This is a genomic window from Streptomyces sp. NPDC003011, assembly GCF_053591515.1.
The window spans coordinates 60,092-82,915 of the sequence record NZ_JBSFTY010000025.1 but is presented as its reverse complement, the minus strand read 5'-3'; the positions used below and the strand labels follow the sequence as shown (position 1 = coordinate 82,915).

At 71.0% G+C, this 22,824-nt stretch carries 24 protein-coding genes and 2 pseudogenes; 14 read left to right on the top strand and 12 right to left on the bottom strand.

Translation table 11 applies throughout. From position 1 onward, the window contains the following. Positions 1-53: 53 nt before the first annotated feature. A complete protein-coding gene (locus tag ACWD0J_RS15415; protein ID WP_451496297.1) occupies positions 54-461 on the top strand; it encodes an STAS domain-containing protein in 408 nt (135 codons plus the stop codon). An 83-nt stretch (positions 462-544) separates the two neighbouring features. On the opposite strand, the gene ACWD0J_RS15410 is transcribed toward ACWD0J_RS15415, so the two are convergent. The 4 genes and pseudogenes from ACWD0J_RS15410 to ACWD0J_RS15395 all read right to left on the bottom strand — a co-directional run bounded on the left by ACWD0J_RS15410 (position 545) and on the right by ACWD0J_RS15395 (position 3,626). Further along, complete coding sequence (locus ACWD0J_RS15410) at positions 545-1,303, bottom strand: alpha/beta fold hydrolase (protein ID WP_451496296.1); 759 nt, start codon at positions 1,301-1,303, stop codon at positions 545-547. Between the two features lie 99 nt (positions 1,304-1,402). Beyond that, on the bottom strand, positions 1,403-2,260 hold the full coding sequence (locus ACWD0J_RS15405) for an MBL fold metallo-hydrolase (protein WP_451496295.1): 858 nt from the start codon (positions 2,258-2,260) through the stop codon (positions 1,403-1,405). 162 nt (positions 2,261-2,422) lie between these two features. Continuing rightward, a pseudogene (locus tag ACWD0J_RS15400) lies at positions 2,423-2,690 on the bottom strand (helix-turn-helix domain-containing protein); the annotation flags it as partial. A 210-nt stretch (positions 2,691-2,900) separates the two neighbouring features. Next, positions 2,901-3,626 (bottom strand): GAF and ANTAR domain-containing protein, encoded by a 726-nt coding sequence (locus tag ACWD0J_RS15395; protein WP_451496294.1) that lies wholly within the window; start codon positions 3,624-3,626, stop codon positions 2,901-2,903. 860 nt (positions 3,627-4,486) lie between these two features. On the opposite strand from ACWD0J_RS15395, the gene ACWD0J_RS15390 reads away from it, so the two are divergent. Both ACWD0J_RS15390 and ACWD0J_RS15385 read left to right on the top strand, forming a co-directional pair. Continuing rightward, entirely contained in the window at positions 4,487-5,788 is a 1,302-nt protein-coding gene (locus tag ACWD0J_RS15390) for a PP2C family protein-serine/threonine phosphatase (RefSeq protein WP_451496293.1), read from the top strand. Positions 5,789-5,898: 110 nt separating this feature from the next. Then, positions 5,899-6,393: an HIT family protein gene (locus ACWD0J_RS15385; RefSeq protein WP_451496292.1), complete on the top strand. Its 495-nt coding sequence runs from the start codon at positions 5,899-5,901 to the stop codon at positions 6,391-6,393. A 67-nt stretch (positions 6,394-6,460) separates the two neighbouring features. On the opposite strand, the gene ACWD0J_RS15380 is transcribed toward ACWD0J_RS15385, so the two are convergent. After that, a complete protein-coding gene (locus ACWD0J_RS15380; protein ID WP_451496291.1) occupies positions 6,461-7,126 on the bottom strand; it encodes a maleylpyruvate isomerase N-terminal domain-containing protein in 666 nt (221 codons plus the stop codon). A 268-nt stretch (positions 7,127-7,394) separates the two neighbouring features. Between ACWD0J_RS15380 and ACWD0J_RS15375 the strand changes: the two genes are divergently transcribed. The 8 genes and pseudogenes from ACWD0J_RS15375 to ACWD0J_RS15340 form a co-directional block, all read left to right on the top strand. After that, positions 7,395-7,820 (top strand): hypothetical protein, encoded by a 426-nt coding sequence (locus tag ACWD0J_RS15375; RefSeq protein ID WP_451496290.1) that lies wholly within the window; start codon positions 7,395-7,397, stop codon positions 7,818-7,820. 402 nt (positions 7,821-8,222) lie between these two features. Then, positions 8,223-8,624 (top strand): gas vesicle structural protein GvpA, encoded by a 402-nt coding sequence (locus ACWD0J_RS15370; RefSeq protein WP_451496289.1) that lies wholly within the window; start codon positions 8,223-8,225, stop codon positions 8,622-8,624. 3 nt (positions 8,625-8,627) lie between these two features. Next, positions 8,628-9,416 (top strand): GvpL/GvpF family gas vesicle protein, encoded by a 789-nt coding sequence (locus tag ACWD0J_RS15365; protein ID WP_451496288.1) that lies wholly within the window; start codon positions 8,628-8,630, stop codon positions 9,414-9,416. 271 nt (positions 9,417-9,687) lie between these two features. Then, a complete protein-coding gene (locus ACWD0J_RS15360) occupies positions 9,688-10,659 on the top strand; it encodes an ABC transporter ATP-binding protein (protein WP_451496287.1) in 972 nt (323 codons plus the stop codon). Further along, positions 10,656-11,507, top strand: a complete 852-nt coding sequence (locus ACWD0J_RS15355) for an ABC transporter permease (protein ID WP_451496286.1) — start codon at positions 10,656-10,658, stop codon at positions 11,505-11,507. Before ACWD0J_RS15360 ends, ACWD0J_RS15355 begins: the two co-directional genes overlap by 4 nt. Positions 11,508-11,546: 39 nt before the next feature. After that, entirely contained in the window at positions 11,547-11,843 is a 297-nt protein-coding gene (locus ACWD0J_RS15350; RefSeq protein WP_451496285.1) for a hypothetical protein, read from the top strand. 345 nt (positions 11,844-12,188) lie between these two features. After that, complete coding sequence (locus tag ACWD0J_RS15345) at positions 12,189-12,725, top strand: TerD family protein (RefSeq protein ID WP_451496284.1); 537 nt, start codon at positions 12,189-12,191, stop codon at positions 12,723-12,725. 491 nt (positions 12,726-13,216) lie between these two features. Next, a pseudogene (locus tag ACWD0J_RS15340) lies at positions 13,217-13,513 on the top strand (hypothetical protein); the annotation flags it as partial. 34 nt (positions 13,514-13,547) lie between these two features. On the opposite strand, the gene ACWD0J_RS15335 reads toward ACWD0J_RS15340, so the two are convergent. The 3 genes from ACWD0J_RS15335 to ACWD0J_RS15325 form a co-directional block, all read right to left on the bottom strand. Further along, positions 13,548-14,390 (bottom strand): alpha/beta fold hydrolase, encoded by an 843-nt coding sequence (locus tag ACWD0J_RS15335; RefSeq protein WP_451496283.1) that lies wholly within the window; start codon positions 14,388-14,390, stop codon positions 13,548-13,550. Continuing rightward, entirely contained in the window at positions 14,387-14,770 is a 384-nt protein-coding gene (locus ACWD0J_RS15330; RefSeq protein ID WP_451496282.1) for a hypothetical protein, read from the bottom strand. The genes ACWD0J_RS15335 and ACWD0J_RS15330 overlap by 4 nt, the downstream gene beginning before the upstream one ends. A gap of 124 nt (positions 14,771-14,894) precedes the next feature. After that, entirely contained in the window at positions 14,895-15,383 is a 489-nt protein-coding gene (locus tag ACWD0J_RS15325) for a MarR family winged helix-turn-helix transcriptional regulator (protein ID WP_451496281.1), read from the bottom strand. 53 nt (positions 15,384-15,436) lie between these two features. On the opposite strand from ACWD0J_RS15325, the gene ACWD0J_RS15320 reads away from it, so the two are divergent. Continuing rightward, the gene (locus ACWD0J_RS15320; RefSeq protein ID WP_451496280.1) at positions 15,437-16,732 is read left to right on the top strand and encodes a multidrug effflux MFS transporter; all 1,296 of its coding nucleotides are present in this window, start codon (positions 15,437-15,439) and stop codon (positions 16,730-16,732) included. A 285-nt stretch (positions 16,733-17,017) separates the two neighbouring features. Here ACWD0J_RS15320 and ACWD0J_RS15315 read toward each other — a convergent pair whose 3' ends face one another. Then, positions 17,018-17,212 (bottom strand): DUF2795 domain-containing protein, encoded by a 195-nt coding sequence (locus ACWD0J_RS15315; RefSeq protein ID WP_451496279.1) that lies wholly within the window; start codon positions 17,210-17,212, stop codon positions 17,018-17,020. A gap of 194 nt (positions 17,213-17,406) precedes the next feature. Between ACWD0J_RS15315 and ACWD0J_RS15310 the strand changes: the two genes are divergently transcribed. Then, positions 17,407-18,477, top strand: coding sequence for a DNA topoisomerase IB (locus ACWD0J_RS15310; protein ID WP_451496278.1), 1,071 nt, complete (start codon positions 17,407-17,409; stop codon positions 18,475-18,477). Between the two features lie 131 nt (positions 18,478-18,608). Then, complete coding sequence (locus ACWD0J_RS15305; protein ID WP_451496277.1) at positions 18,609-19,583, top strand: polysaccharide pyruvyl transferase family protein; 975 nt, start codon at positions 18,609-18,611, stop codon at positions 19,581-19,583. Positions 19,584-19,768: 185 nt separating this feature from the next. Here ACWD0J_RS15305 and ACWD0J_RS15300 read toward each other — a convergent pair whose 3' ends face one another. The 3 genes from ACWD0J_RS15300 to ACWD0J_RS15290 all read right to left on the bottom strand — a co-directional run bounded on the left by ACWD0J_RS15300 (position 19,769) and on the right by ACWD0J_RS15290 (position 22,326). Next, positions 19,769-20,026, bottom strand: a complete 258-nt coding sequence (locus ACWD0J_RS15300; RefSeq protein ID WP_451496276.1) for a DUF5133 domain-containing protein — start codon at positions 20,024-20,026, stop codon at positions 19,769-19,771. A gap of 91 nt (positions 20,027-20,117) precedes the next feature. Continuing rightward, positions 20,118-20,978 (bottom strand): SigB/SigF/SigG family RNA polymerase sigma factor, encoded by an 861-nt coding sequence (locus tag ACWD0J_RS15295; protein ID WP_451496275.1) that lies wholly within the window; start codon positions 20,976-20,978, stop codon positions 20,118-20,120. Positions 20,979-21,615: 637 nt separating this feature from the next. Next, entirely contained in the window at positions 21,616-22,326 is a 711-nt protein-coding gene (locus ACWD0J_RS15290; protein ID WP_451496274.1) for a GAF domain-containing protein, read from the bottom strand. Positions 22,327-22,824: the final 498 nt, after the last annotated feature.

Here is a 22,824-nt window from a genome sequence, read left to right as displayed (position 1 = left end):
AGGACGGTGGTCAGGAAGTGGCTCTCCTGCCGGCATGCCTCAAGGAGCCCGACTTGCTGTTTCCGTGCCACCGCCTCAGCGAGGGCCATCTCGTGATCCAGATCGACGACGTCATCGACTTCGATGCGGAGGGCGCCGCTCAGAGACGTCTCCAACGGGAGATCTCACGGTCGGCCACGCGCACGGTGATCATCGATGTGCGCACGCCGCTGGTCACCGCCGCGGCTGTCGGTGTGTTGCTGCGTACCCGGCGCTTCGCCCACAGCCGGGGTGCCGTGCTGTGTGTGGTGGCGCGTCAGCCGCTGGCCCGCAGAGTCTTCCGGGTGACCGGTGTCTACCGGTACCTGCTGGTGACGGCCACGCTGTCCGGTGCCCTGGCCCTCGCCCGCGGCTGCCGTCCCCTCGCCGGACCGTCGGCGTCGCCGTGTCACGAGGTGCTCGAACGGGACGGCCTGTCATAGCCGGCCCGTGGTCGCCCGGCCCGAGCGGCCGGGCGCAGGGCGGAGCGGACACCCGCCTCGGGCATCACGTCTCCCACTCGGCATCACGTCTCCCGCGCCTCGGCCAGCAGTTCGGCGGTCAGACCGGGGTACCGGTGGGGGAACGCGTGCGCCCCGGGCACCACCACGGCCCGGCCCCGCCTGGTCCGGCGCGCCAGACGGTGGATCCACTCCGGCGGACAGAGCGCGTCGTCCGCTCCCGTGACGACCGTGACCGGGCAGGTGACCGCGGGCATCAGGTCCTCCGGTGCGTCCGCCTGGGCCGAGCGAATGCACCGCACGAGTCGTCGCGGCCCCGCCTTCAGATAGGAGGGCAGCACGGCCGGCACCACGGAGGGGGACTCCCGGACGGCGGTACGGACGAACGCCGTCACGAGCGGACGCATCCGCCGCAGGCGAGGCGGAAAGGTCGGAGCCATCAGGACGAGGGCCCGGACCCGCTCCGGCACGCGCTGAGCGGCGTGCAGTGCCACCTGGGCGCCGGTCGAGTGGCCGGCGAGCACCACGGGTTCGCGCGGAACGACGGCCAGCCACCGCGCCACCGTGTCGGCGAGCGCCCCGAGGGTCTCAGGGCACGCCGGGCCGGACGGGCCGCCGAAACCGGGAACGTCCAGCAGCCGGACCGGTCCGCGTCGCGCGCAGCGATCCACTGATCGCAACAGGTACCCGGGCGCGCCCAGGCCCGGCACCAGTACCAGGAGCCGGCCCCGCTCGTCGGCCTGCTCCGTTCCCAGACTGCGGATCACCGTCGTCCCGGCGTGGTCATGCCTGACGCCGACGGACAGGCTCTTGAGGTGCGCCATGATCAGGCGGGTACCCGCTCGCCCCGGGTCCACGGATGCCGCGGTGACCGCGTTCCCCGGCATCTTCCGGTTCTCCGTCGCGTACCACCTCGCCCGTGGTCAGAGGACCGTCGGCGCTGCCCCGGGAGCGGGGGATATCCGCGCACGCTGCCCGTGACGGCAGTGGACGAGCCGTTCACCGAGCCCGACGGCGTCGATCTCGGTGAGGAACGAGGTGAGCGGCGAACGCATCACCGTGTAGTCGTCGTAGTGGACGGGCAGGACCAGGCGGGGGTCGAGACGCCGTGCCAGCTCCGCTCCCTGCGCACCGTCCATGGTCACCACGAAGCCACCGGGCAGGCGTGTGCCGCCCAGGTGGAGAACAGCCAGATCGGCGGCCGGAAAACGCCGGGCGATCTCGTCCAGGCCGTCGTGGAGCATGGTGTCGCCCGAGACGTACAGCCTCAGGCCGACCGGTCCTCGCACGGGACCGAACTCCAGCATGCTGCCCATCACCGGCGGGAGAAGACCCCGGAGCAGACGGTGGCCGGCGTGCCGCCCCGGCAACGCGGTCACCCGGACCCGTACGCCGCCCCGCTGGACGGTGTGCCCCTGCCAGGTACGCAGCCCCGCCGTGCGGGGAAAACCGTGCACCACCCTGAGACGGCGGGCGGCATGCGGCGTGGTCAGCACCGGCACCGTGCGGTCCAGATGCCTGCGCGCCCGACGGTCCCAGTGATCCCCGTGCAGGTGCGACAGGACGATCGCGTCGAGGCGGGGAAGGTCGCGGACGTCGACGGCCGGTTCGGTCAGGCGGCGGCTCAGCAGCCCGTACCCGAGGTAGGCGTACTCCCCGCGGTGCAGGAAGTTGGGATCGGTGAGCAGGGTCAGCCCGCCGTAACGCACCAGGACGGTCGCGTTGCCGATGAAGTGGAGGTCGAGCGAGCCGTCAGGGGTGTCGTCGGTGATCCGCGGCATGACCGTCCCGTCCGGCGAGGCCGGAGGCCACCTCGTCCTGCCACTGGCGTGTCCCGATTCCCTCCGGACGCCCGGAGTACCCCTGACGGACGTGATCACGCGCCTCTCACCCGCCCGCCGCCGCAGCCCCAGCAGCGCCTCTGCCCCCTTCCTCACAGTCTCCGGGCCGCGCACGGCGGGACGCAGGCGGGTGGCGTCCTGGCTGGGGGCGCGCCGAACTGGCGGCGGTATGCGCGGCTGAACTGTGCCGGGTTGTCACAGCCGACACGGTGGCCGGCTCCGGTGACGTGACCGGGACGGGTGGCGAGCAGCAGCCGGACCCCCGCAGCCGGCTCTCCTTCCGGAACTGGAGCGGACTCATCGCGGTCACCGCCTGGACGCCGCGGGAGAAGGCGGAGACGCTCATCCCGGACAGCCGCGCCACGTTCTGGGAGTTCTCGGCTCAGCGCGTCCTCCTCCCGGGGACTGGGGGCGAAGGAGCGCCGGAGACTCACTGCCGAATCCCTTGAGCCACCGTACGCCCTCCGCACGGGGCGGGAGGTGCCGGTGGGTACGCGGACGAGCGGCCACCGGCTCCGGCGACAGTGCTCACCTCGCGGAGGCACAAGGCCCGATCACGGCCTGCCGTCACCGACGTCTGTCAGGGGCGGGGGCGCAGCGCCGGAGCGGTCGGAGGCCGGCCGGTGAGGTTGGTGATCAGTTCGACGCAGAGCTCGCGGAGTTTGATGTTGCGGTGCTGGGAGGCGGACCGCAGGATGCCGAAGGCTTCGTCGGCGGTGCACCGGTTCTGTCCCATGACCACGCCGAGAGCCTGGTCTATGACGCTGCGGGACTGCATCGCGGCCTGCATCTGCTCGGCGAACGTCTGCGTGTCGGCGATGCGTTGGGCCAGCGCGATGGCGCCGGTGGCTTGCGAGGCGAGGGACCGCAAGGCAGGGAGATCGACTTGCTCGAACGCGTTCGGCGGACCGGCGTACAGGTTGAGAGCGCATGCCGTGTGGGTGTGGGCGGCGATCGGCAGGGAGAGGGAGGAGCGGATCCCGCAGGCCGCGGCGTAGGCCGGATAGTCGTCCCACCGGGTCTCCCGCAGCATGTCCCTGACGGACAGCTCCTCGCCGGTGCGCAGGGACTGCAGGCAGGGGCCGTCGTCCTGGCCGTACTGCTTCTCGTCCAGCTTCGTCGCCGCCGTTCCGGCGCTGACCACGGTCAGCGGCCGGCCGTCGCGTTCCAGCGTGAGGCCGGCGCCTTCGGCTCTGGACAGCTCCAGGGCGGCGTCCGCCAGTGTCTGCAGGAAGTCTTCGAGTGAGTTGGTCTCCAGCAGCCACTGGGTCAGCTGGCTGCTGCCGTATGTGTTGTCGGTACTCATCACGTGTTCCTTCACGGGGCCGCGGCCCTCTTGTCGCCGTCTCGTCGGGCCACCGGGGCGACGGAGTCCCAGGTCCGAAGGAACGCCTCCAGTGCGACCGTCACCTGACACCAGCGCGGTCACCGGCGCAGCCAGCGTGCGCCTCTCCTCTGAACGCTACGCCACCTGGCCTCAGGCAGGCGATCGGTCGTCTCCGCCGTCTCCGCCGCCTCCGGGTTCCGGACGAAGATCCGCTATAGTCGACCTTGAGCCGCACGCCGGAAATCCAGGCACGGCCATGCGTTGGTGGTCCAAGGAAAGACGTCCCGCTTCCTGCGGGAAGATGCAGGTGCAAGGCCTGCCCAGCGCTCGGAACAAGCCCCGCTCCGCCAGCCGCGGAGCGGGGCTCGTGCGTTGTGCGGGCGTGGTCGCTGAGCCACGGTGGGAGGTTCCGAGGGCGGGGGCGAAGCCGATCCGGTGCTTCCGGTGGTGTCGGAGCTGTCGGCGCTGCGGAACGGCACGCCGGGGGAGCGAAGGGGCCCCTAGCGGCTGGCCCGGGGTCGGCAGGACCGTGTCGCTTGTCCTGCCCCTGGCTCACCGACGCGCGCACGGACCGGATCGACCGTCCGGTCCGTGCGCCCCGGTCAGTGAGACGACCCCCATCGGATCGCCGGATCGCCTGATCACCAGATCGCCTGGGAGTCGAGCGGGTTGTCAGCCGGCCGTTCAGGTGAAAACGATCCGGCTGGGGCCAGGGGTGGCAGACTGTGCCGAGACGGGACCGGTCCGCGCCTGGCCGCGGTATCGCGACCCGACCCGTCGGCGGCTCGTCGTCTCCGGCGAGGTGGCTCCGGGGTGGTCAGACGGGGGAGACTCATCAGGTGAGCGCACATCCGCCGGACGCTGACGGTGTGGCCGGCTCCCGGCTTTTCCCGCACAGCGACGGCCACGACGTCCCGATCGCGGGCCTTGCCGGCGCGCTGGCCGCGGCGGAAGCCGCGGCACCGGTGGAGTCGCTCGATGTCGTCGCCCGCATGCTCAGGCAGCGCCTCGACGCCACCATGGTCTCCTTTCTCCTCACGGACTTCACCGGTGCGTCGGTGGTGCGCCTGGGCGTCGCCGGAAGCGTCGAGACCGACGAACCCGCCCAGCGCATAGCCCTGCCCGGCACCCTGTACGACGAAGTGATCCGGACCCAGCAACTGGCCACCGAGACCAAGCCCGACGGGTACGCGGTGCGGGTCGTCGCCCCGGTCACCAACCGGGGAGACGCCATAGGCCTGCTGGAACTGTTCCTGCCTGTGGCGCCCGATGCGGCCGCGATGAGGGAGATCGGTGAGACCGCGCACGCCCTGGCCTACATCGTCAGCGCGAACCGGTCGTTCACCGACGTGTACCAGTGGGGACGCCGGACCAGCCCGCTGAGCCTGGCGGCGGAGATCCAGCACGGGCTGCTTCCCTCGTCCCTCGCCTGCGAGGCCGCGCAGTTCTCGGTCGCCGGGGCACTGGAGCCGGCCGATCATGTCGGAGGGGACACCTTCGACTACACGATCGACCGCGACACCGTACAGCTGTCCGTCACCGATGCCATGGGCCACGACGTCGACGCCGCGCTGCTGGCCACTCTCGCCGTGGGCGCGCTGCGGCGGGCCAGGCGGGCGGGCGCCGATCTGGTCGAGCAAGCCCGGCAGGCCCATCAGGCGATGCTCGACCACGGCCGGCAGAGTTACGTCACCGGTCAGCTCCTGCGCATCAGCCTGCTCGACGGCAGCAGCGAGTTCATCAACGCGGGTCATCCCTGGCCACTGCGGTTGCGGGAGGGAAAGGTGGAACAGCTCACGGTCGAGATCGACATGCCGTTCGGTTTCCAGTTCCCGCACGAATACCGGGTGCAGCGGCTGGATCTGCGGCCCGGCGACCGGCTGGTGATGCTCACCGACGGCATGCTGGAGCGCAGCGCGAGCGGCGTGGACCTGCGCGGCCTGATCGAGGGCACCAGCGACCTGCATCCGCGGGAGGCCGCCCGCACGATGATCGCGCAGGTCGTCGCCTCGAACGAGGGTCACCTCCAGGACGATGCCACCATCATGTGCCTGGACTGGCACGGCGTCGGCAATTCACAGCGGTGTGCCGACACCGGGGCGGACCTCGCCGACGCGTCTCCCTCGCCGACGTCACCGTAGTGCAGAGGGCTTGGGCTTGGGCTTCGCCGACGGCCCTGTGCCAGGAGCTGCGGGCGCTTCGGTCGGCCTGCGGAGGGAAGGGAGCACCTGTGCCGGCGGAACGGCAGACGATGGACCTGGAAGCGTACGCGGCGAGAGCGCGGACCGGCCCGTGCTTCGTGTGCGCTTTCCTCTCAGGGCATCCTGAGTACGCGCATCACACGGTGTTCGAGGACGAGGACCACGTCGCGTTCCTCGATCGGTGGCCCACGGTGGCGGGGAAGGTTCTCGTCGCGCCGAAACGCCATGTCGAGCACGCCGTTCGCGACCTCGACGAGGAGGACTACGGCCGGTTGATGCTGGTCGTCCGTGAGGTCGCCCTGTCCGTGGAGGACGTTGTCGCAGCGGAGCGGACCTATCTGTATTCCTTGGGAAGTCAGCAGGGAAACGCGCACCTGCACTGGCACATTGCCGCACTCCCATCGGGTGTCCCCTACGAGCGGCAGCAGTTCCACGCGCTGATGACCGAGAACGGCGTGCTGGCCGTCGAGCAGCAGGACGCCGCGCGTACCGCCGCCCGCATCCGCGAGCGGATCGCGGCCCGGGGACGCCTCGAGGCACCCTGATACCGGCCTCGTGCAAGCGCCTCAAGCCCGGCTGTCCAACTGGCCGTTGACCGCTGGCCGTTAGTCGTCAGGCGACTGTGCCCCGGGGCGTGCCGTCCCAGCGCCAGGTGGTGGGACGAGGATGCCCGGGCAGTTCGGCGCGTCCTGTGGCCCACAGCAATGTGGTCCACGGATCCGTGGACCACGGCGCGTGCGGAAACAGCCGGACGAGCACCCGCGCGCACAGATCGGCCGGTGGGCTCCAGGCGAGCCCGAGTCCTTGCGCCAGGTCGTGCGTGTGCACCAGGGTCTCCACGATCCCCATCGCGGCGAAGCCCTCGGGGTCCGAGACACCGAAGACGTGGTAAGCGCGGGTCTGCGGAGGCTTCGTGCGCACCATGGCGACCAACAGGGCGCCACTGGCCTCCAGTACCTGCAAGAGGCCCTCCGGTCCTGCCGCACGGTCCGCGTGAACGGCGTTGGCCGGGCCGCCGGGTCGGCGACTCTCCCACACGAAGGGCACCTCGCCGTCCAAGGGCGGTGTTTCCGGGCCCAGTTGGACGGCGTACGCGAACAGGTCGTCGCTGAGGTGCTCGACGGTCTCCCAGCAGTCCCACTCCAGCGAACCGGCCTTGGCGTCCCAAGCGGCCGAGGGCGCCCTGCGGAGGACTGCCACAGCGAGTCGTACGGCGAGGCCGAGGTCGTCCGCGGTGACGGGAGACGAAGGGGAGCCGCTACCTGATGATCGGGACATGGCAGAACCATAGCGGCAGGGGGACAGGGCACACCGTGCCGTGATGGTGGGCGCGGAACGCGGCGAAACCCGACGGACCCGGCACCTCGCTCGCAACTTGGGCGCCCAGGCCGCTCGTTGCTCAGCGTCGACCAGTTCGGTGTGTCACCGTGCGACCTGTGCCGAGACTCATGAGTGCAGATACTCATGTGGCACGTCATGCGCCTCGGAAGACTGTGGAGTCCTTGCCGGACCCGGATTCCGGATCTCGCATCAAGAAGGAGCGAACATGAGACGGACTAGTAAGAGCCTGATCGCGGCGGCGTTGACGACGCTGACGACGTTAGGGCTGACGGGTGCGGGGGCGGGGCCCGCCGTGGCATCCACCGATGTCCTGTTGCCCCACCCCGGACCGGAGGGCTTGGTGTGGGTCGAGGAACGCACGGGGGATGGCGGTCTCGTGTCGGGGGGAGCGTGGGACGCGCTGCCGACCGTGCTCACGGTGGCGTGCGAGGGGGGCGGCACCGTGCGGGTGACGATGGAGTCGCAGCAGGAGGAGGTCGCTGCGTTCTCGGTGGACTGTCCGGCCGGGGCTGCCGGGCTGGGGTCGGTGACCATGGACGCCGGCGTGGTCCCTCCCGGGTCCTTCTCGGTGGCTGTGGACGCTTCGGCGGAGTCGATTCGGTGGGCGCTGACCGTGACGCAACCGGAGTAGCCGTTCCCTGATTTGTGGTGACCCTCGTGTCGGCGCTGGTCTGCTGCTTCGTGCGGGCCGTGCGGGCCGTGCGGGCCGTGTGGGCCGTGCGGGCCGTGCGGGCCGTTTGGCTGCCCTCGGACACCGAGCGGCCAGGACTGCGTGGGACAGGACTGTCTGTGTACGTCTCTCCACGTTGAGAGCAGGGGGGTCGAGCCGTGCCGGTGGTGGTGGGCGCGGCCCGGCTGCTGCATCGGCATCGGTCGGCATCGGCATCGGCACCGGCGGCTGGGCTGAGCGCCGGCTTCGTTCGTACACGCGTTTGTTCTCGGGTGGTGGGGGCTACTCGTGTCCCAAGCCTGAGTCGCAGCCGGGGGCAGCGCTGATGGGGTCGCGCAGAGACAAGGACAGGGGTTGGTCGTGGTGACCGTGGCGACACAGCAGGGTGGTGGGGGAGGGTCCAGTGGCCTCTATGACGTCCTGGAACTCATTCTGGACCGCGGGCTGGTGATCGACGCGTTCGTTCGGGTCTCCCTTGTCGGCATCGAGATACTCAAGATCGACATACGGGTCGTGGTCGCCAGCGTCGACACGTACCTGCGGTTCGCCGAGGCGTGCAACCGCCTCGATCTGGAAGCGGGGCCGCGCAAGCCGGCCGGACTCACCGAACTCAAGGGGAAGGCCACGGAGTCCGGCGCCCACGGCAAGACCAAGGGAGTTCTGTCCGGTGCCGCGGAGGCGATCTCCGAGGCCTTCCAGCAGGCCCGTGACGAGGGCCAGGAACGTCAGGGCGTCCGGCGTGGGGCGCGCGGGAGAGGGGAATGAGAGATGGGCACCTACGTCTACGGGATCGTACGTTCGGCGCACTCCTCACTGCCCCAGGACCTGGACGGGGTCGGAGATCCTCCGCGACCGGTGCGTGTTCTGTCCCGGGGCGAGCTGGCCGCGATCGTCAGTGACGCTCCCGGGGAACTGCGGCCCAAGCGGCGTGATCTGCTCGCGCACCAGCGGGTGCTGGACGCGGCCGGAACGGACGGCGTGGTACTGCCGATGCGGTTCGGCGGCGTCTCGCCGGACGACGTCACGGTGACGACCGTGCTCGCCGAGCGCGCGGAGCACTTCCTGGAACGGCTGAGCGCGCTGGACGGCAAGGTGGAGTACAACGTCAAGGCCAACCACGACGAAGAGGCCGTGCTGCGCCTGGTGATGGCGGACAACGACGAGATCCGGGCCCTGGCGGAGGCGAACCAGGAGGCCGGCGGCGGCTCGCAGGAGCAGAAGGTCCGGCTGGGGGAGATGGTCGCCGCCGCCGTCCAGGCGCGTGAGGCGACGGACGCCGAACTGCTCCGACAGGCGCTGGAGCCGATGGCCGAGGCGGTGAGCGCCGGACCGCAGAGCACGGGCTGGCTGGCCAACGTCTCCTTCCTGGTGGAACGTGACTCCGCCGAGCGATTCCTGACCACGGTCGACGAACTCGGCCACGAACACGAGCAGTTGGCCCTGCGGGTCAACGGTCCGCTGCCGCCCTACAGTTTCGTCGACACTCCCTCGACGGACGGCGAAGGCGGCACGGCGGAAGCGTTCGGAGGCGCGACGGCCCAGCCGACGAACACGTGAGAGGCGGCGACGACTTTCCCGCTGTGGCTGCCGTGCGGGGGCGGCCCGGATCACACCGCAAGACCTGATCATGCCGTGGACTGTTCGGTACTGTGTTCGTCCGGGAAGGGCCGGGAAGGGCCGGGAAGGGCCGGGAAGGGCAGGGAAAGGCCGCTGCCGGACGGCGACGGCCGACCGCAGCCGAAGACGCGTCCCATGACTACGGACGTCGGCGGGCGGCCTCCGGTGCCTCATCCCGGAGCACGGCCACGAGAGGGACGGGGGAACGCGGATGACGACCTCGCACGCCTTGTCCGGCGTCGGGAGCAGCCCGCCGCCGGGGAGCGACACGGTCATCGACGTACGCGATCTGCGCATGCGCTACCGCAGCCAGGACGTGCTGAAGGGAGTGGGCTTCGGTGCCCGGCGCGGTGAAGTGGTCGTGCTGCTCGGCCCGAACGGCGCGGGCAAGACGACCACGATCGAGGTCCTGGAAGGCTTCCGGATGCGTTCGGCCGGGGACGTGACCGTCCTCGGCATCGATCCGGCCCGCGGGGACGAGCGGTGGCGGGCGCGCCTGGGCATCGTGCTGCAGTCCTGGCGCGACCACGGCAAGTGGCGGGTGCGGGAGCTGCTGGCCCATCTCGGTTGCTACTACGCGCCGTACTCCACCGCCCTCGTACGGCGGCCCTGGGGGGTCGACGAGCTCCTCGCCGCCGTGGGGTTGACCGAGCAGGCGGACAAGCGGGTCGGAACCCTGTCCGGCGGGCAGCGCAGGCGTTTCGACGTGGCGGTCGGCATCGTGGGCAGACCCGAGCTGTTGTTCCTGGACGAGCCGACGGCCGGTCTCGACCCGGAGGCCAGGAGTGAGTTCCACGGGCTGGTGCGCGGACTCGCCGACGAGAACAACACCGTTCTGATGACCACGCACGACCTCGCCGAGGCGGAGAGGCTCGCCGACCGGATCCTCATCCTCGTCGGCGGCCGGATCGTGGCCGACGGTACGGCCGCGGAGCTGTCCCGGCAGGCGTCGGCCGAGGCCACCGTGCGATGGACGCGGGACGGGCGGCCCTTCGAGAAGGCGACGGCCGAGCCCACCGGATTCGTCCGCCGGCTGTTCGAGGAGCACGGCGAGGCGATCGGCGGGCTCGAGGTACGCCGGGCGAGCCTGGAAGACACGTACCTGACGATGGTGCGGGAGCTGGAGGCGGGGAGCGTTCCCGGCGAGCGCGCGGCACACGGTTTCGGAAAGAGGACGCGATGAGTCCGGTGTGGTACGCGGCGAGGATGGGGACACGGCGCGGCTGGACGGAACTCCGGCAGACCTTCACCACCGGCCAGGACGTGTTCGGTTACGTGCTCTGGACGATCCTGCTCATCGTGCCGCTGTACCTGGTCAAGGACGATCCGCTGAAGGGTGCGGGCATCTCCGAGGGCGCGTTCCTGCTGCCGAGCATGCTGGGGATGACGCTCGCGTTCACCGGGATGATGACCACGGCTCAGCTGCTCGCCACCGAGCGCGAGGACGGCACGCTGCTGCGGGCCAAGGCCGTGCCCCACGGCATGGTCGGCTACCTGATCGGAAAGATCATCATGGTGTCGGGCACGGCTCTCGTCTCCATGGCGCTCCCCTTCGCCGTGGGTGTGTTCCTGGTCGACGGGGTCGCCCGGCAGGGCGGCGGAGCGCTGCTGACGCTCGTGTGGGTGGTACCGCTCGGGCTCCTGGCGACCCTGCCGATGGGCGCCGTCATCGGTTCGCTCGTCGACAGCCCGCGCACCATCGGGTTGCTGATGCTTCCGGTGATGGGGCTCGTCGTGATCTCGGGCATCTACTTCCCGCTGTCCAAGCTTCCCGAGTGGTTGCAGACCGTGGCGCAGGTCTTTCCCGTGTACTGGCTCGGTCTCGGTCTCCGGGCCGCGTTGCTGCCGGCCGGCGCGGTCGCCGCCGAACTCGGTGCGTCCTGGCGGCACCTGGAGACGGCGGGCGTGCTCGGCGCCTGGACGGTCGCCGGGTTGCTCCTCGCCCCGTCCGTCCTGCGCAGGATGGCCCGCCGCGAGTCCGGCGCCGCGATGGCGGAACGGCACCACAAGGCCATGCAGCGCGTCGGTTAGCGATGCGTCAGGGATGCCGGCCGGGTTCCTGATCCGACCGTGACCGTGGCTCTCGTCGTGGTCGTCTGCTTCTGGTTCCTGGCCGCCGTGGCCGCCGTGGGGGTCGTCGCCGTCGACAGTTTCGACGCGGACGTGGACCTGCGGGGGTGGCGTTCGGACGGGGTGCCCGTGGCGGTCGCGCCCTCCGGGTTGACGATGCTGCTCGCCTGGTGCCTGCGCGTCCGCGGTGGTGGTCGTGGTCGACGAATTCGCGCCACCGGAGCCTGTCACCGGGCGCCGAGCAGAACGCCGTACACGATGCCGCCGAGGAACTCGCCCTGGGGGAGGACCGGTTGAAGAGCGCCGACCTCGATGCGCGGGCCAGGCTGCGGCGGTCGGCCGAGGCCTCGGCCCCGAAGGCAGGCCCTTCATCAAGAGCCGTATCTCCGGCACGCTGTCCGAAGTCGTCGACAGCGTCAGCAGATTCGCCGAGGCAGGCGCCACCCGTCTCCACCTCCAACTGTTCGAGCCGGCGGACTCGGACCATCTGGAGCTGATCGCCACGGAGTGCCACAGCGTGAGTGACAGGCCGTACGCGAGCACGCGCGACGATCAGGTGGCTTCAACACGGTGGCGGGGAGACATACTTGCCAGAGCGGGGAATCATCCCGTGGTGGCAGGGTGCGGGAGAGGAAACGGCCAGTGGGCAGCGTCAGCAGAGGACTCGGCAAGGTCGAGGTCAAGCTCAAGTGGGACCCGAGCGACTGGAACGAGCCGCCTCATCACCTCGACATCATCGCTACGGCGTATTCATCGGACGACCCCTACGGACAGCCGGTGTACGTCGTCCACTTCGACAGCCGCTCGCCGGACGGCACCATCAACATGAGCCGGCACAGCCAGACCGGTCAGGGCTTCGGCTTCGTCGAGGCGATGATGCTGGAACTCGATCGCCTGGCGCCCTCCTTCGCTCGGGTGGTCGTAGGGGTGGCGATCCATCAGAGCGACGACGGCCCCAAGACGTTCGGCGACCTGTCCAACGCGGGCGTAGTGGTCCTCGAGGGCTACAAGGAACTCCTGAAGGACGACTTCGCGCAAGTCGCCGGGTCCACTGCCACGACGGTCGCGGAGTTCGCCAAGGACGCCTCCGGCAGGTGGGAGTTCCACGAGATGATCCGCGGGTTCGACAGCGACCCGGTGGTGTTCACCGCGGAGATGGGCAACCCCCCGCGGTCATGAACCGGCGACGCCACCCGAAGACGCGGCCGATCACGGACCGTCGGGGCCCGTCTTCAGGGGGAGAGGCCCGAGATCGCCCTGGCGGACGCAGACGCCGGCCCCCGGTTCCCGACCCCCGGCTCCCGGCCCTGGTAGGCGGTAGCCGGTAGCAGGCGGAGCGGGCCAAGGCAGCGCACCGCGCGGGGGCCTGGCCTGGCCTGGCCTGTCCTCGCCCTCGACACCGCCCCATCGGGCGACCGTCTCCCCGGCCGCGTTCCTCGGCCGCGGGCCGCCGGGGCCGACCGCGCTTCCCGGCCGCGTTCCTCGGCCGCGGGCCGCGGGTTGCGGTACGGGACGCGGTCCGCGGCTCGGGACGGGTCCGCAGACGCGTGGGCCGCGCAGCAAAAGGGCGTAAAGGCTGCTGTCCGGCGCGCTCAGGGCCGTCGTCGGCCGCATGTCGGTGGAGGACATCATCTCCGACCGGGCGGCGTACGCCGGGCAGGTCGCCGAGGAGCGTCGTCGCCAAGGCGTCCGAGCCGCTCAGCGCCTTCGGCAGGATGACGGTGATCTCGACGGACGGCGCGGGCCAGTGGTCGAGGACCGTCGCCGACCACGTCGTCCAGGGTGTCGAACTCCTCACCTCCACCACCGGAGTCGACCTCGCCGAGCTGCGGACGACCGTGGCGCGCGGATCAGCACGCCGCGGCGGGCCACTACCTGGGCTGCCCGGAACCAGCCGCACCACGGCGCGGGTGACCGCAGGGGGCCGCCTGCGGCGCGGTCCAGCGGGGTCTCAGCTTGTTCCTTGACCCGGGCTTGTTCCTTACCCCCGGGCGCCGTCCTCTATCCGAGCATGAGCATCGCCTCGGTGACCTTGCCGACCGCCGCCTCGGGGATCGCGGTGGCGGCCTCCTTGAGGACGAGCAGCCGTGCCCCGGGGATCTCGCGCGCGATCGCTTCGCCGTTGCCGACGGGGAAGAACCGGTTGCGGCGGCCGTGGACAACGAGCGTGGGGACCTTGATCTCGGGCAGGCGCTCGCGCCAGCGGGGTTTGCAGTCGAGCTTGGAGAACACCATGCCCATCTGGTTGGCCATCTGGACCGGGGGTGCGGTGCCGGGCGTGCGGTCCCAGATGCGCGCGGCGATCGCGCGCGCGGCGACGGGGTCGTCGCCGTGGATCTCCGCGCCGGCGGCGGCGAACTCCGCAACCGCCTCGCGGTCGGTCCACTTGGGCATCGGGCGCGTGAACAGCCGGCTCATCGTCGCTTGGTCATGGTCGGGGAGGTCGTCGTCGGGCGGGCCGGGCGCCACCGCGCGGGTGCCGACCAGGGTGAGCGCCGAGAACGCCCCTGGATGGTCGAGCACGGCCACCTGGGCGACCATCCCGCCGACGCCGATCCCCGCGAGGTGCGCGGGCCCGCCGCCGAGCGCGTCGGCAAGGGCCGCCGCATCGGCGGCGAGGTCGCGCAGGGTGTAGGCGGGCGCCTGCGGGTTCGCCGTCGTCGACTCCCCGCTGTCGCGCAGGTCGTAGCGCACCACGCGGCGCCCGCCGGTGGCGAGGCGCTCGCACAGCGCGTCGGGCCAGGAGAGCATCGTCGTCCCGCCCGCGAGCAGGACGAGTGGCGCGTCGTCGTCGCCGAACGACTCGATGCCCAAGGCGATCTCATTGGCGTTGACAGTGGTCATCGGATCACCCCAGGAACGTCGTAGGTCAGGTGTGTCGCGGTCGATGCCGAGATCACGTTCCGCTGCACCAGCGTGCGCGGCGCTCCGCCGGTGAACTGTGGCGTCCCGGCACCCGGCACGACGGGCGCGGGGCACAGCGTCAGCGCGTCGACCAGGTCGGCGTCGAGCGCCGAGCCGATCGTGGCGTCGCCGCCCGTGAGGACGACGGCGCCCGAGCGGGCGGTCGCGTCGCGTGGGACAAGGGGGTCGTCGGGGTCGTCGGACAACGCGCGGGTGTGCCGGGTCTCGCCGCCGGTGCCCAGGCCGGTGTCCGGGCTGGACTCGGGCCCGGTGACGAAGCCGTCGAGGCAGAACGAGATGTCAGCGATGATGCGAGTCATGGCAGGGCAGACCCGATCCGCCGCCCGAACTCATCGCTTCATGCCAGGGCAGACGCGATCCGCCGCCCGAGCTCATCGCTCACGCGAGAGCGCCACCGCCCCAGCGCCAGCCACTGGCCCGCGCTCAGTCCCGCCCCGCCCGCTCCTCCATCGCCTCGACCAGACGCCCCAGCGCTTGGAGGACCCACGCGCGGTCGTCGCCCAGGCCCGCCAACAGCTCGACCTCGGCGGCGAGTTGGCGAGGGAAGAGGTCGTCGACGGCCTTGGCGCCGGCCTCCGTGACGGTGACCAGGGCGGCGCGGCGGTCGGCGGGATTGGGGGTGCGGGCGATGAATCCGCGCTTCTCCAGCTTGGCGAGGGTCTTGCTGACACCCGCGCGGGACAGGCCCAGGTTCGCGGCGAGGCGACGGGCGATGACCGGGTCAGTGGCGTGGCGCAGAGGGATGAGCATGTCGACCTCTGGCGCGGTGAGGGGGGCGCCGTCGTAGAGAGGCTCGACGGTGCGGTCGAGCAGGCCCGTAGCGCGCTTGAGGAGGGCCACCAGCTCCATGGGTGAGGTGTCCAGGCCGGGGTTGTGTGCGGCCCACTGTGCGCGGATGTCGGCGGGGGACATGCGGCTCGCTCCCATATTTGTTCACCAGTGAACTATCGGTTACCGTTGAACCCATGGTATCGCCGTCCCCCTCTCACCCGGCCCCCTCGCGCACCACCGGCGAGGCCGAGCCCACCGCTCCCGCCTCCCCTCCCCGCCGGGCCGCCCTGGTCCTGGTCGCCGTCCTCGGCGCCCTGACCGCCGTGGCCCCGCTCGCCACCGACATGTACGTGCCGGGCTTCCCCGCCATGGGCGACGCGCTCGGCGCGAGCAGTTCCGCCGTGCAGCTGACCATGACCGCGTTCCTGGCGGGACTCGTCGTCGGGCAGCTGGTGATCGGTCCGCTCAGCGACGGACTCGGCAGGCGCCGGCTGCTCATATCCGGCACGATCGGCTTCGTCCTGTTCTCCCTCGTCTGCGTGATCGCCCCGAACGTGGCCCTCCTCACCGTCGCCCGCTTCCTGCAGGGCGTGGCCGGCGCGGCGGGCATGGTGCTGGGCCGGGCCGTCCTCACCGACCGCTTCCACGGCGCCGAACTGCCGCGCTACTTCGCGGTGCTCTCCCAGGTCATGGGCGTGGCGCCGATCGCCGCGCCGGTGCTCGGCGGGGCGATCCTGAGCGTGTCCACCTGGCGCGCGGTCTTCGCGGTACTGGCCGTGTTCGGTGCTCTGCTGCTGCTCGCCGTGGTGCGGGCGGTGCCGGAGTCCCTGCCGCCCGAGCGACGCCACGGCGGCGGGTTCGCGAGCACGTTCCGCGCGATGGGCTCGCTGCTCGGCCGCCGGGCGTTCATGGGGTACGTCCTGGTCATCGCCCTCGTCTCGGCGGCGCTGTTCGCCTACATCAGCGGCTCCAGCTTCGTCTTCGAGAACCTGCACGGGGTCTCCTCGACGACGTACTCCCTCATCTTCGCCACCAACGCAGTCGGCATGCTGATCGCGGGGGCGGTCTTCTCCCGGCTGGCCGGGAGGGTGCGCCTGAACACGCTCCTCACCGTCGGTGTCGGCGTGTCGCTCCTCGGCGCGCTGGCCCAGGTGCTGCTGGTCGTGTTCGTCGGGGAGACCCTGGTGGGCACCTGGATCACGCTGTTCGTGACCGTCGGCGGCGTCGGCCTGGTCTTCCCGGGAGGCATGAGCATCGGTCAGGCGGTGGGCCGGGCGGCCCCCGGCGCCGCTTCCGCGCTCCTCGGCGGCCTGCAGTTCCTCTTCGGAGCCTTCGCCTCACCGCTGGTCGGCCTCTTCGGCGAGGACAGCTCGCTGCCGATGGCGCTCATCATGCTGATCGCCGTGGCCGCGGCAGGGGTCGCCCTCGTCGGGCTTGCGCGGCCCTGGCAGGGGCACGGCGAAGAGGAGGCGGTCAGCGGGCAGCGCTGACGACACCGCCGCCCCACCCTCACGGTGTCCGGCGCCAGCTCTCACCCCATGCGCCCGCCACCGAAGTCATCCGCCTGCCACACACCCGATTCGCCCGCCACCGAAGTCATCCGCCTGCCACGCACCCCATTCGCCCGCCCCGAAGCCGCCGCCCGCACGAAAGCCATTGCCGAGCAGGCTGCTCGGCAATGGCTTTCCCTGCGAGGTCTTCGCCCTCGCTCCCCGCATTCCGTGGATCGCCGCTGATGAGCGTGAGCGTGCACCAGCAGTGATGCGGCGCGGGGCTTATTCGTTGCCGAAGACGGCCTTCTGTACGTCGTTGGGACCGTCGAACCGGTCCGTTCCCGAGTCGGAGAGTTTCTGCACGACGTTCTCGTCGGCGCCATTGCGCTTGGCCAGTGAAACCAAGTCGTCGCGACTGGTCGGGTAGTCGGCTCCCTTGAGCGCCTTCTGCAGGTCAATAGGGCTGAGGTCGGCCATTTCGGTCTCCCGTCTGACGCGGACAGTGACCCGATCGGTACCCGACGCGAGGTCCGGCGAGTCGGCAGCCCCGGATTTATCGCCCCGACGGACGAGTCATGACAAGGAAAACCTCGCGGCGGACTGGGTACTGGACTGCCAGCGCCCGGATGAGCCGGCCATTTCACCGCACCAGGTGAGTTCAAGGAGGTTGGATGCGTCTTCACCACAGCCGTCCTACCGACCCCGGGTACCGCCGCCTGCGCCATGGCCGCGGCTTTCGTTACCTCGACGCCCGGGGGAAGCCGCTGCGCGATCCGGCTCAGCTGGCGCGGATCCGGCAGCTGGTCATACCGCCGGCCTGGCGCGACGTGTGGATCTGCACCCGGGCCAACGGGCACCTGCAGGCCGTCGGCACCGACGCCGCCGGACGCCGTCAGTACCTGTACCACCCGCAGTTCCGTGCGGAGCAGGAGCAGGCCAAGCACGAGCACGTACTCGACGTGGCCGAGGCCCTGCCCGCGGTACGGGAAGCGGTCGAGAGGCATCTGCGGGACCGCGGACTGACCCGGCAGCGCGTTCTGGCCACCGCCGTACGGCTGCTCGACCTCGGCTTCTTCCGTATCGGCAGCGACCGCTACACCGAATTGAACAACAGCTACGGTCTCACCACGCTGCTCCGCGAACATTCCCGCTGCCATGCCGGTGCGGTCCTGTTCACCTACACCGGCAAGCACGGCAAGGAGATCGTCCAGACCATCGCGGACCCCGCCGCCTGCCGCTGCCTCACCGCGCTGCTGCGGCGCCGAGGGGGCGACGGCCGGCTCCTGGCCTACTGGGAGCAGCGCGCCTGGCACGCCGTGACCGGCGATGACGTCAACGCGTACCTCAAGGAACTGGCCGGCCTGGAGATCACCGCCAAGGACTTCCGGACCTGGCACGCCACCGTGATGGCCGCCGTGGCACTGGCCGTCTCGCAACCCGTCGCGCGCAGCGAGACCGCCCGTCGCCGGGCCATCGCCCGGGCGGCGCGCGAGGTGGCCGGGTATCTCGGCAACACACCCGCGGTCTGCCGCGCCTCGTACATCAACCCGCGGGTGATCGAGTTGTACGAGGAGGGCGTGACGATCGCCGACGCGCTCCCTCACCTCGGTGCCGAGGGCGTGTACGGCGTCCCCGCCACCCAGGGCCCCGTCGAGCAGGCGGTGCTGCGCATGCTGCGCAACGGACACGCGCCCGAGGGGAGCGAGAAGTCGCCCGCCTCCGCGTCGACGTCACGACGGTAGCGGTACGCCGCCTCCCTCAGCGCCTCCTCTCCGGTCGCCCGGCTCTTGGCGCTTGCCTGCTGATCCCCCGGTCGAGTGGGATACGCCGCGCCCGCGCATGCTTCCCGCGTCGTCGGGAACCCGGTCGCACTGTGTACGAGACCTGGTCGGGAGCGCGCCCGGAAGCACACCGGAAACTGCTGCTGACCGGGTGGTTCAGCTTCCTGCACGGAGAGGTGACCGCCGGGGACGAGCTGGCCCTGGACCGGGTCCGGGACGTGCTGGAGCGTGCGGACATCCCCTACGACGTCGCCTGGAGTCCGGGTTTTCGCCCCAAGGCCCTGCACTTGGACGACGTGCGGCCCGAGGAGTACTCCCACCTGGTGTTCGTGTGCGGCCCGCTGCACGGAGGACAGATCGAGGAGCTGCACCGGCGGTTCGCACACTGTGTGCGCATCGCGGTCGGGACCTCCGTCGTCGCCCTGGACAGCCCCGCCGTCACCGGCTTCCACCGCGTGCTGGCACGGGACGCCCCGCAGGTCGAGCCCGGCCGGGACCTGGCCGCCCGGGCTCCTGCCCTGCCGCCCCGGCCGGTCGTCGGGGTGGTCCTCACGTACGGTCAGCACGAGTACGGGCGGCAGCGGCTGCACGAGCAGGTCGCCGAGCAGGTCACGGACTGGCTGGCGGAGAAGGACTGCGCCCGCCTGGAGCTCGACACCCGACTCGACACACGCGACTGGCGCCTGTGCGCGACGCCCGCCCAGCTCGAGTCCGTGCTCGCCCGACTGGACCTCGTCGTCACCGACCGGTTGCACGGGCTGCTCCTCGCGCTGCGCACGGGCGTTCCGGCGCTGGCCGTCGACCCGGTCGAGGGCGGAGCGAAGGTGACCGCGCAGGCACGTGCCTGCGACTGGCCCGCGCTGGTGCCGGGGGAGCGGCTGGACCGAGGCGAGCTGGAACGCTGGTGGCACTGGTGCCTGACCGTCGGCCAGGTCACCGCCCCGCAGATCGCCGCGGAGTTCCGGGAGGGCGTCGTCCAGGACGGTGCCGACCGTCTCGTGGAGGCGCTGCGGACGCGTTTCGACGACCGGAGCGGCTGGCTGGAGCGGTGGAACCGGGCCGGTTAGGACGCGATTCGACGACCGGAGCGGCCGGCTGGAGCGGTGGAACCGGGCCGGTTAGCCCGAAGGTCGCGCATGGCGCCGGCGGAAGGACGACGTCGTCCGCCTCGGGAGGAGGGGCGGTGACGGTGTCGGTCGCCGGCGCCTTTCCGGCCAGCGGTGTCACGCAGTGTCATGCATGACGGGCGGTGTCATGCGTAAACACGTCCGTCCGGAGCGGCCTGGCCCGGGGAGACGGCCAGGCCACCGTCGGTGGAGGCCGCGAGTTGACGGTGGGCGGCGGCCAGGGCCGAGTGCACCTCACGGGTGCCGGTCGAGACGCACAGCGTGTAGGCCAGATCCTGCATCCGTCGGCTCAACTCGCCCAAGCCGTCCACGGATTGCTGCGCTGTGAGCGCTTCGTACTCCTCGACGAGCTTGCGCAGCGTCTCGGGGTGCGGCATCAACATGGTCGTCCTCCTTGGTCATACGGAGTCCTGGCCCGGCCCATGACCGGCAGACAGGCGGGAGGGTGGTTCTCGGCGAGAGCGGGGTGGAACGTCAGGCGGGCTCGGCCCGCCCGCCACGGCCCCGGGGCGCGGATTCACCGAGCGCCTCGGCCCGTACCCGGGCGCAGCTGCTGTTGATGAGCCGGGAGACATGCATCTGGGAGATGCCCAGCCGGTCGGCGATGCGACTTTGGGTCATGTCCTCGAAGAACCGCATGTACAGGATGGCTCGTTCGCGCTCGGGCAGGCGGAGCAGTCCGTGTTTGACCGCTTCGCGGTCCACGACGGTGTCGAACGCGGTGTCGGGCGCTCCGAGCGTGTCGGCCAGGCTGTACCCGTCGTTCCCGGGGACCTGCTCGGCGTCGAGGGACAGGGTGCTGAAGCTGTCCAGCGCTTCCAGCCCGTCGCTGACCTGCTCTTCGGTGAGGCCGGTGTGGACGGCGATCTCGGCGGCCGAGGGTTCGGGGGAACCGGGGTTCTGGGTGAGTTCGCGGCGCGCGTTCCGCACCGCGCTCCTCAGTTCCTGCACCCGCCGGGGAACTTTCAACGCCCACATACGGTCGCGGAAGTGGCGCTTGATCTCGCCGGTGATGGTCGGCACGGCGTAGCTTTCGAACGCGCCGCGCTCGGGGTCGAAGCGGTCGACCGCCTTCACGAGTCCCAGCGCGGCGACCTGACGGAGGTCCTGGACCGTTTCTCCCCGGTCGCGGAACCGGCTCGCTATGCGGTGGGCCATGGGCAGCCAGGCCTCGACCAGTTCGTCGCGCACGGCGTCGCGCTCGGGCCCCTCGCTCAACGCGGCCAGCCGCGCGAAATCCTGAGCGGTGTCCGGCGCATCGTCATGCGGGCGCTTCGTGGGGTTCTTGCCGGGGACGAGGTCGGCCGAAGGATTCGTCGACACATCAGTGGGCATGTGAGATCGCTCCTGCACGGTACGGGCTGGTGGTGACCGCGGGAAGCGGTGCTGCCGGTCCGCCGGTCAACGGCCACCGCGGCATACCACTTCCGCTGGCGCGCCTTCGGTCCGAAGCACGACATGCGCTTGCCCTGTCATCCTGCGGTCAAACAAGACGGTTCGCATCTTCAGCAGGCCGGGGCAAAACCATGCCCATCCGTCGCGTGACCGCCGCGCCCTCCCGGTCGGCAGCCGGTCGGCAGCGGTCGGAGCGACCTGGTTGCAGGGCTCCGTGACACTCTCCATGACACACTCCGTGACACCGAGTCGTCGCAGTTCGGAGGGCGGGCCGGGCTCCGCCGCCCGGTCCTCGACGGACGCGACACCCCGGCGGGCCGGACCCCACTCGCTGTGCGACCGACCTGGTGCCCCACCGGCCGCCGGGAGACGAGGAGTTGCCCGCCCGGCCCGCCGCCTGGCGCCGTCGCGTGCACCGCTGCTGCGAGGACGGAGCCGGCCGCCGTCCAGCGACCTTGCCGCCGTCCACCGACCTCCTCCCGGCACGAGGGACATGGTGGGGGCGTTCGCGGCCGGCCGGCCGGCGGAGCGAAAGGTTCCGGGCACGGGTCGCTCTTCGCCGCGCCGGCGAGCGGGCCTACGCGCGTGGGCGGTGGTTCAGGACAGTCGCGGTGACCTCGGCCAGCGTCTCTCCGGTGCGGAAGGCCTCCGCGCGCATGCGGGCGAGCGCGTCGCTGATGCTGATGTCGAGGCGTGCGGCGACGACCCCGATGGCCTGGTGCGTCGAGGACCAGTGGGACCGGATGACGTCCGCCGGCTCCCAGGCCGGGGGCGCGTTGCCGGTGAGCAGCTCGGTGAGCGTCGAGAGCAGGGATTCGACCACGGCGTCGGCGACGTGCTGGCTCTCCTGTACGGCACGGGCGTCCAGGCCGCCTTTGTCGCATCGGAAGAGATCCATGGACCCGAGCGTCTCCTCACCCAGATGCAGGGGAAAGGCGTAGACGGCTTTCACTTCCGGGAGTTGCTCGCTCATGGCCGCGCTGAAGAAGGGCCAGCGGGTGGAATCCTCGTCCAGGTCTTCCATCAGGACCGGAATGCCGTCCGCCGCGGCGGTGATGCAGGGGCCTTCCGCGACGGTGAACTGGACCTCCTCCAGACGGAGAGCCGTCGCGTCGGAGGCGCACAGCAACTGCCGCGAGGGCGTGTCCGTCAGCAGGGAGAAGGTCACCCCGTCCACGGCCATGGACTCGCACACCGTTTGGCACAGGGCCCGGGGCACTTCCGAGAAGGGGCTGGAGCGGGCAACGTGTCTCACTGTCTGTGCCGCCGTGGATCGCCGTGCCCCCATCACAGTCCTTCCTGACATCGCCCGCTGGTGACGGTGTCGGAGTGCCCGTATCCGCGAGGTGCAATCGCCCGGTCCCGGTCCCGCGTCCGGGCGGCCTGCCGGACGCGGGAGGGAGAGGGCGCCGCGGCACCGGCTCGCCTGTGGGTCGGCTCTGCCCCGGCTGACGCCGCTGCTGGAGCTGTGCGGCCGGGACCCGGCCTGCCGCCTGGCACACATCGACCGGACGGGCGCCGACTTCGAGTCCCGTGGAGCGGCCGGCCGGGCAGGACGCCGGTCACGTCGAGGGGCAGCAGCGGCCGGTGCACCGTACCGCCTCGTCCGACTGGTCCGAGGGCACGTCCAGCCCAAGGCCGAGCACCGGCGGAAGCGGGGCGAACGGCGAACGTACGGCCGCCGCCGGCGGTGATACGGCCTGCGAGGACCGGGGCAGGGAAGCGTCCTGGGGCAGTTTTATCACTGAACGTGAAGTTATGGGCATGATGTCCGTCTGGTAGTGCC

Coding starts and splice junctions, on each gene's coding strand:
- ACWD0J_RS15315 (WP_451496279.1), bottom strand. CDS start 17,212: ATGGCCGACCTCAGCCCTATTGACCTGCAGAAGGCGCTCAAGGGAGCC.
- ACWD0J_RS15330 (WP_451496282.1), bottom strand. CDS start 14,770: ATGACTCGCATCATCGCTGACATCTCGTTCTGCCTCGACGGCTTCGTC.
- ACWD0J_RS15335 (WP_451496283.1), bottom strand. CDS start 14,390: ATGACCACTGTCAACGCCAATGAGATCGCCTTGGGCATCGAGTCGTTC.
- ACWD0J_RS15410 (WP_451496296.1), bottom strand. CDS start 1,303: ATGGCGCACCTCAAGAGCCTGTCCGTCGGCGTCAGGCATGACCACGCC.
- ACWD0J_RS15295 (WP_451496275.1), bottom strand. CDS start 20,978: ATGCCCACTGATGTGTCGACGAATCCTTCGGCCGACCTCGTCCCCGGC.
- ACWD0J_RS15355 (WP_451496286.1), top strand. CDS start 10,656: ATGAGTCCGGTGTGGTACGCGGCGAGGATGGGGACACGGCGCGGCTGG.
- ACWD0J_RS15405 (WP_451496295.1), bottom strand. CDS start 2,260: ATGCCGCGGATCACCGACGACACCCCTGACGGCTCGCTCGACCTCCAC.
- ACWD0J_RS15290 (WP_451496274.1), bottom strand. CDS start 22,326: ATGGGGGCACGGCGATCCACGGCGGCACAGACAGTGAGACACGTTGCC.
- ACWD0J_RS15300 (WP_451496276.1), bottom strand. CDS start 20,026: ATGTTGATGCCGCACCCCGAGACGCTGCGCAAGCTCGTCGAGGAGTAC.
- ACWD0J_RS15380 (WP_451496291.1), bottom strand. CDS start 7,126: ATGTCCCGATCATCAGGTAGCGGCTCCCCTTCGTCTCCCGTCACCGCG.
- ACWD0J_RS15360 (WP_451496287.1), top strand. CDS start 9,688: ATGACGACCTCGCACGCCTTGTCCGGCGTCGGGAGCAGCCCGCCGCCG.
- ACWD0J_RS15375 (WP_451496290.1), top strand. CDS start 7,395: ATGAGACGGACTAGTAAGAGCCTGATCGCGGCGGCGTTGACGACGCTG.
- ACWD0J_RS15395 (WP_451496294.1), bottom strand. CDS start 3,626: ATGAGTACCGACAACACATACGGCAGCAGCCAGCTGACCCAGTGGCTG.
- ACWD0J_RS15325 (WP_451496281.1), bottom strand. CDS start 15,383: ATGTCCCCCGCCGACATCCGCGCACAGTGGGCCGCACACAACCCCGGC.
- ACWD0J_RS15310 (WP_451496278.1), top strand. CDS start 17,407: ATGCGTCTTCACCACAGCCGTCCTACCGACCCCGGGTACCGCCGCCTG.
- ACWD0J_RS15365 (WP_451496288.1), top strand. CDS start 8,628: ATGGGCACCTACGTCTACGGGATCGTACGTTCGGCGCACTCCTCACTG.
- ACWD0J_RS15385 (WP_451496292.1), top strand. CDS start 5,899: ATGGACCTGGAAGCGTACGCGGCGAGAGCGCGGACCGGCCCGTGCTTC.
- ACWD0J_RS15320 (WP_451496280.1), top strand. CDS start 15,437: ATGGTATCGCCGTCCCCCTCTCACCCGGCCCCCTCGCGCACCACCGGC.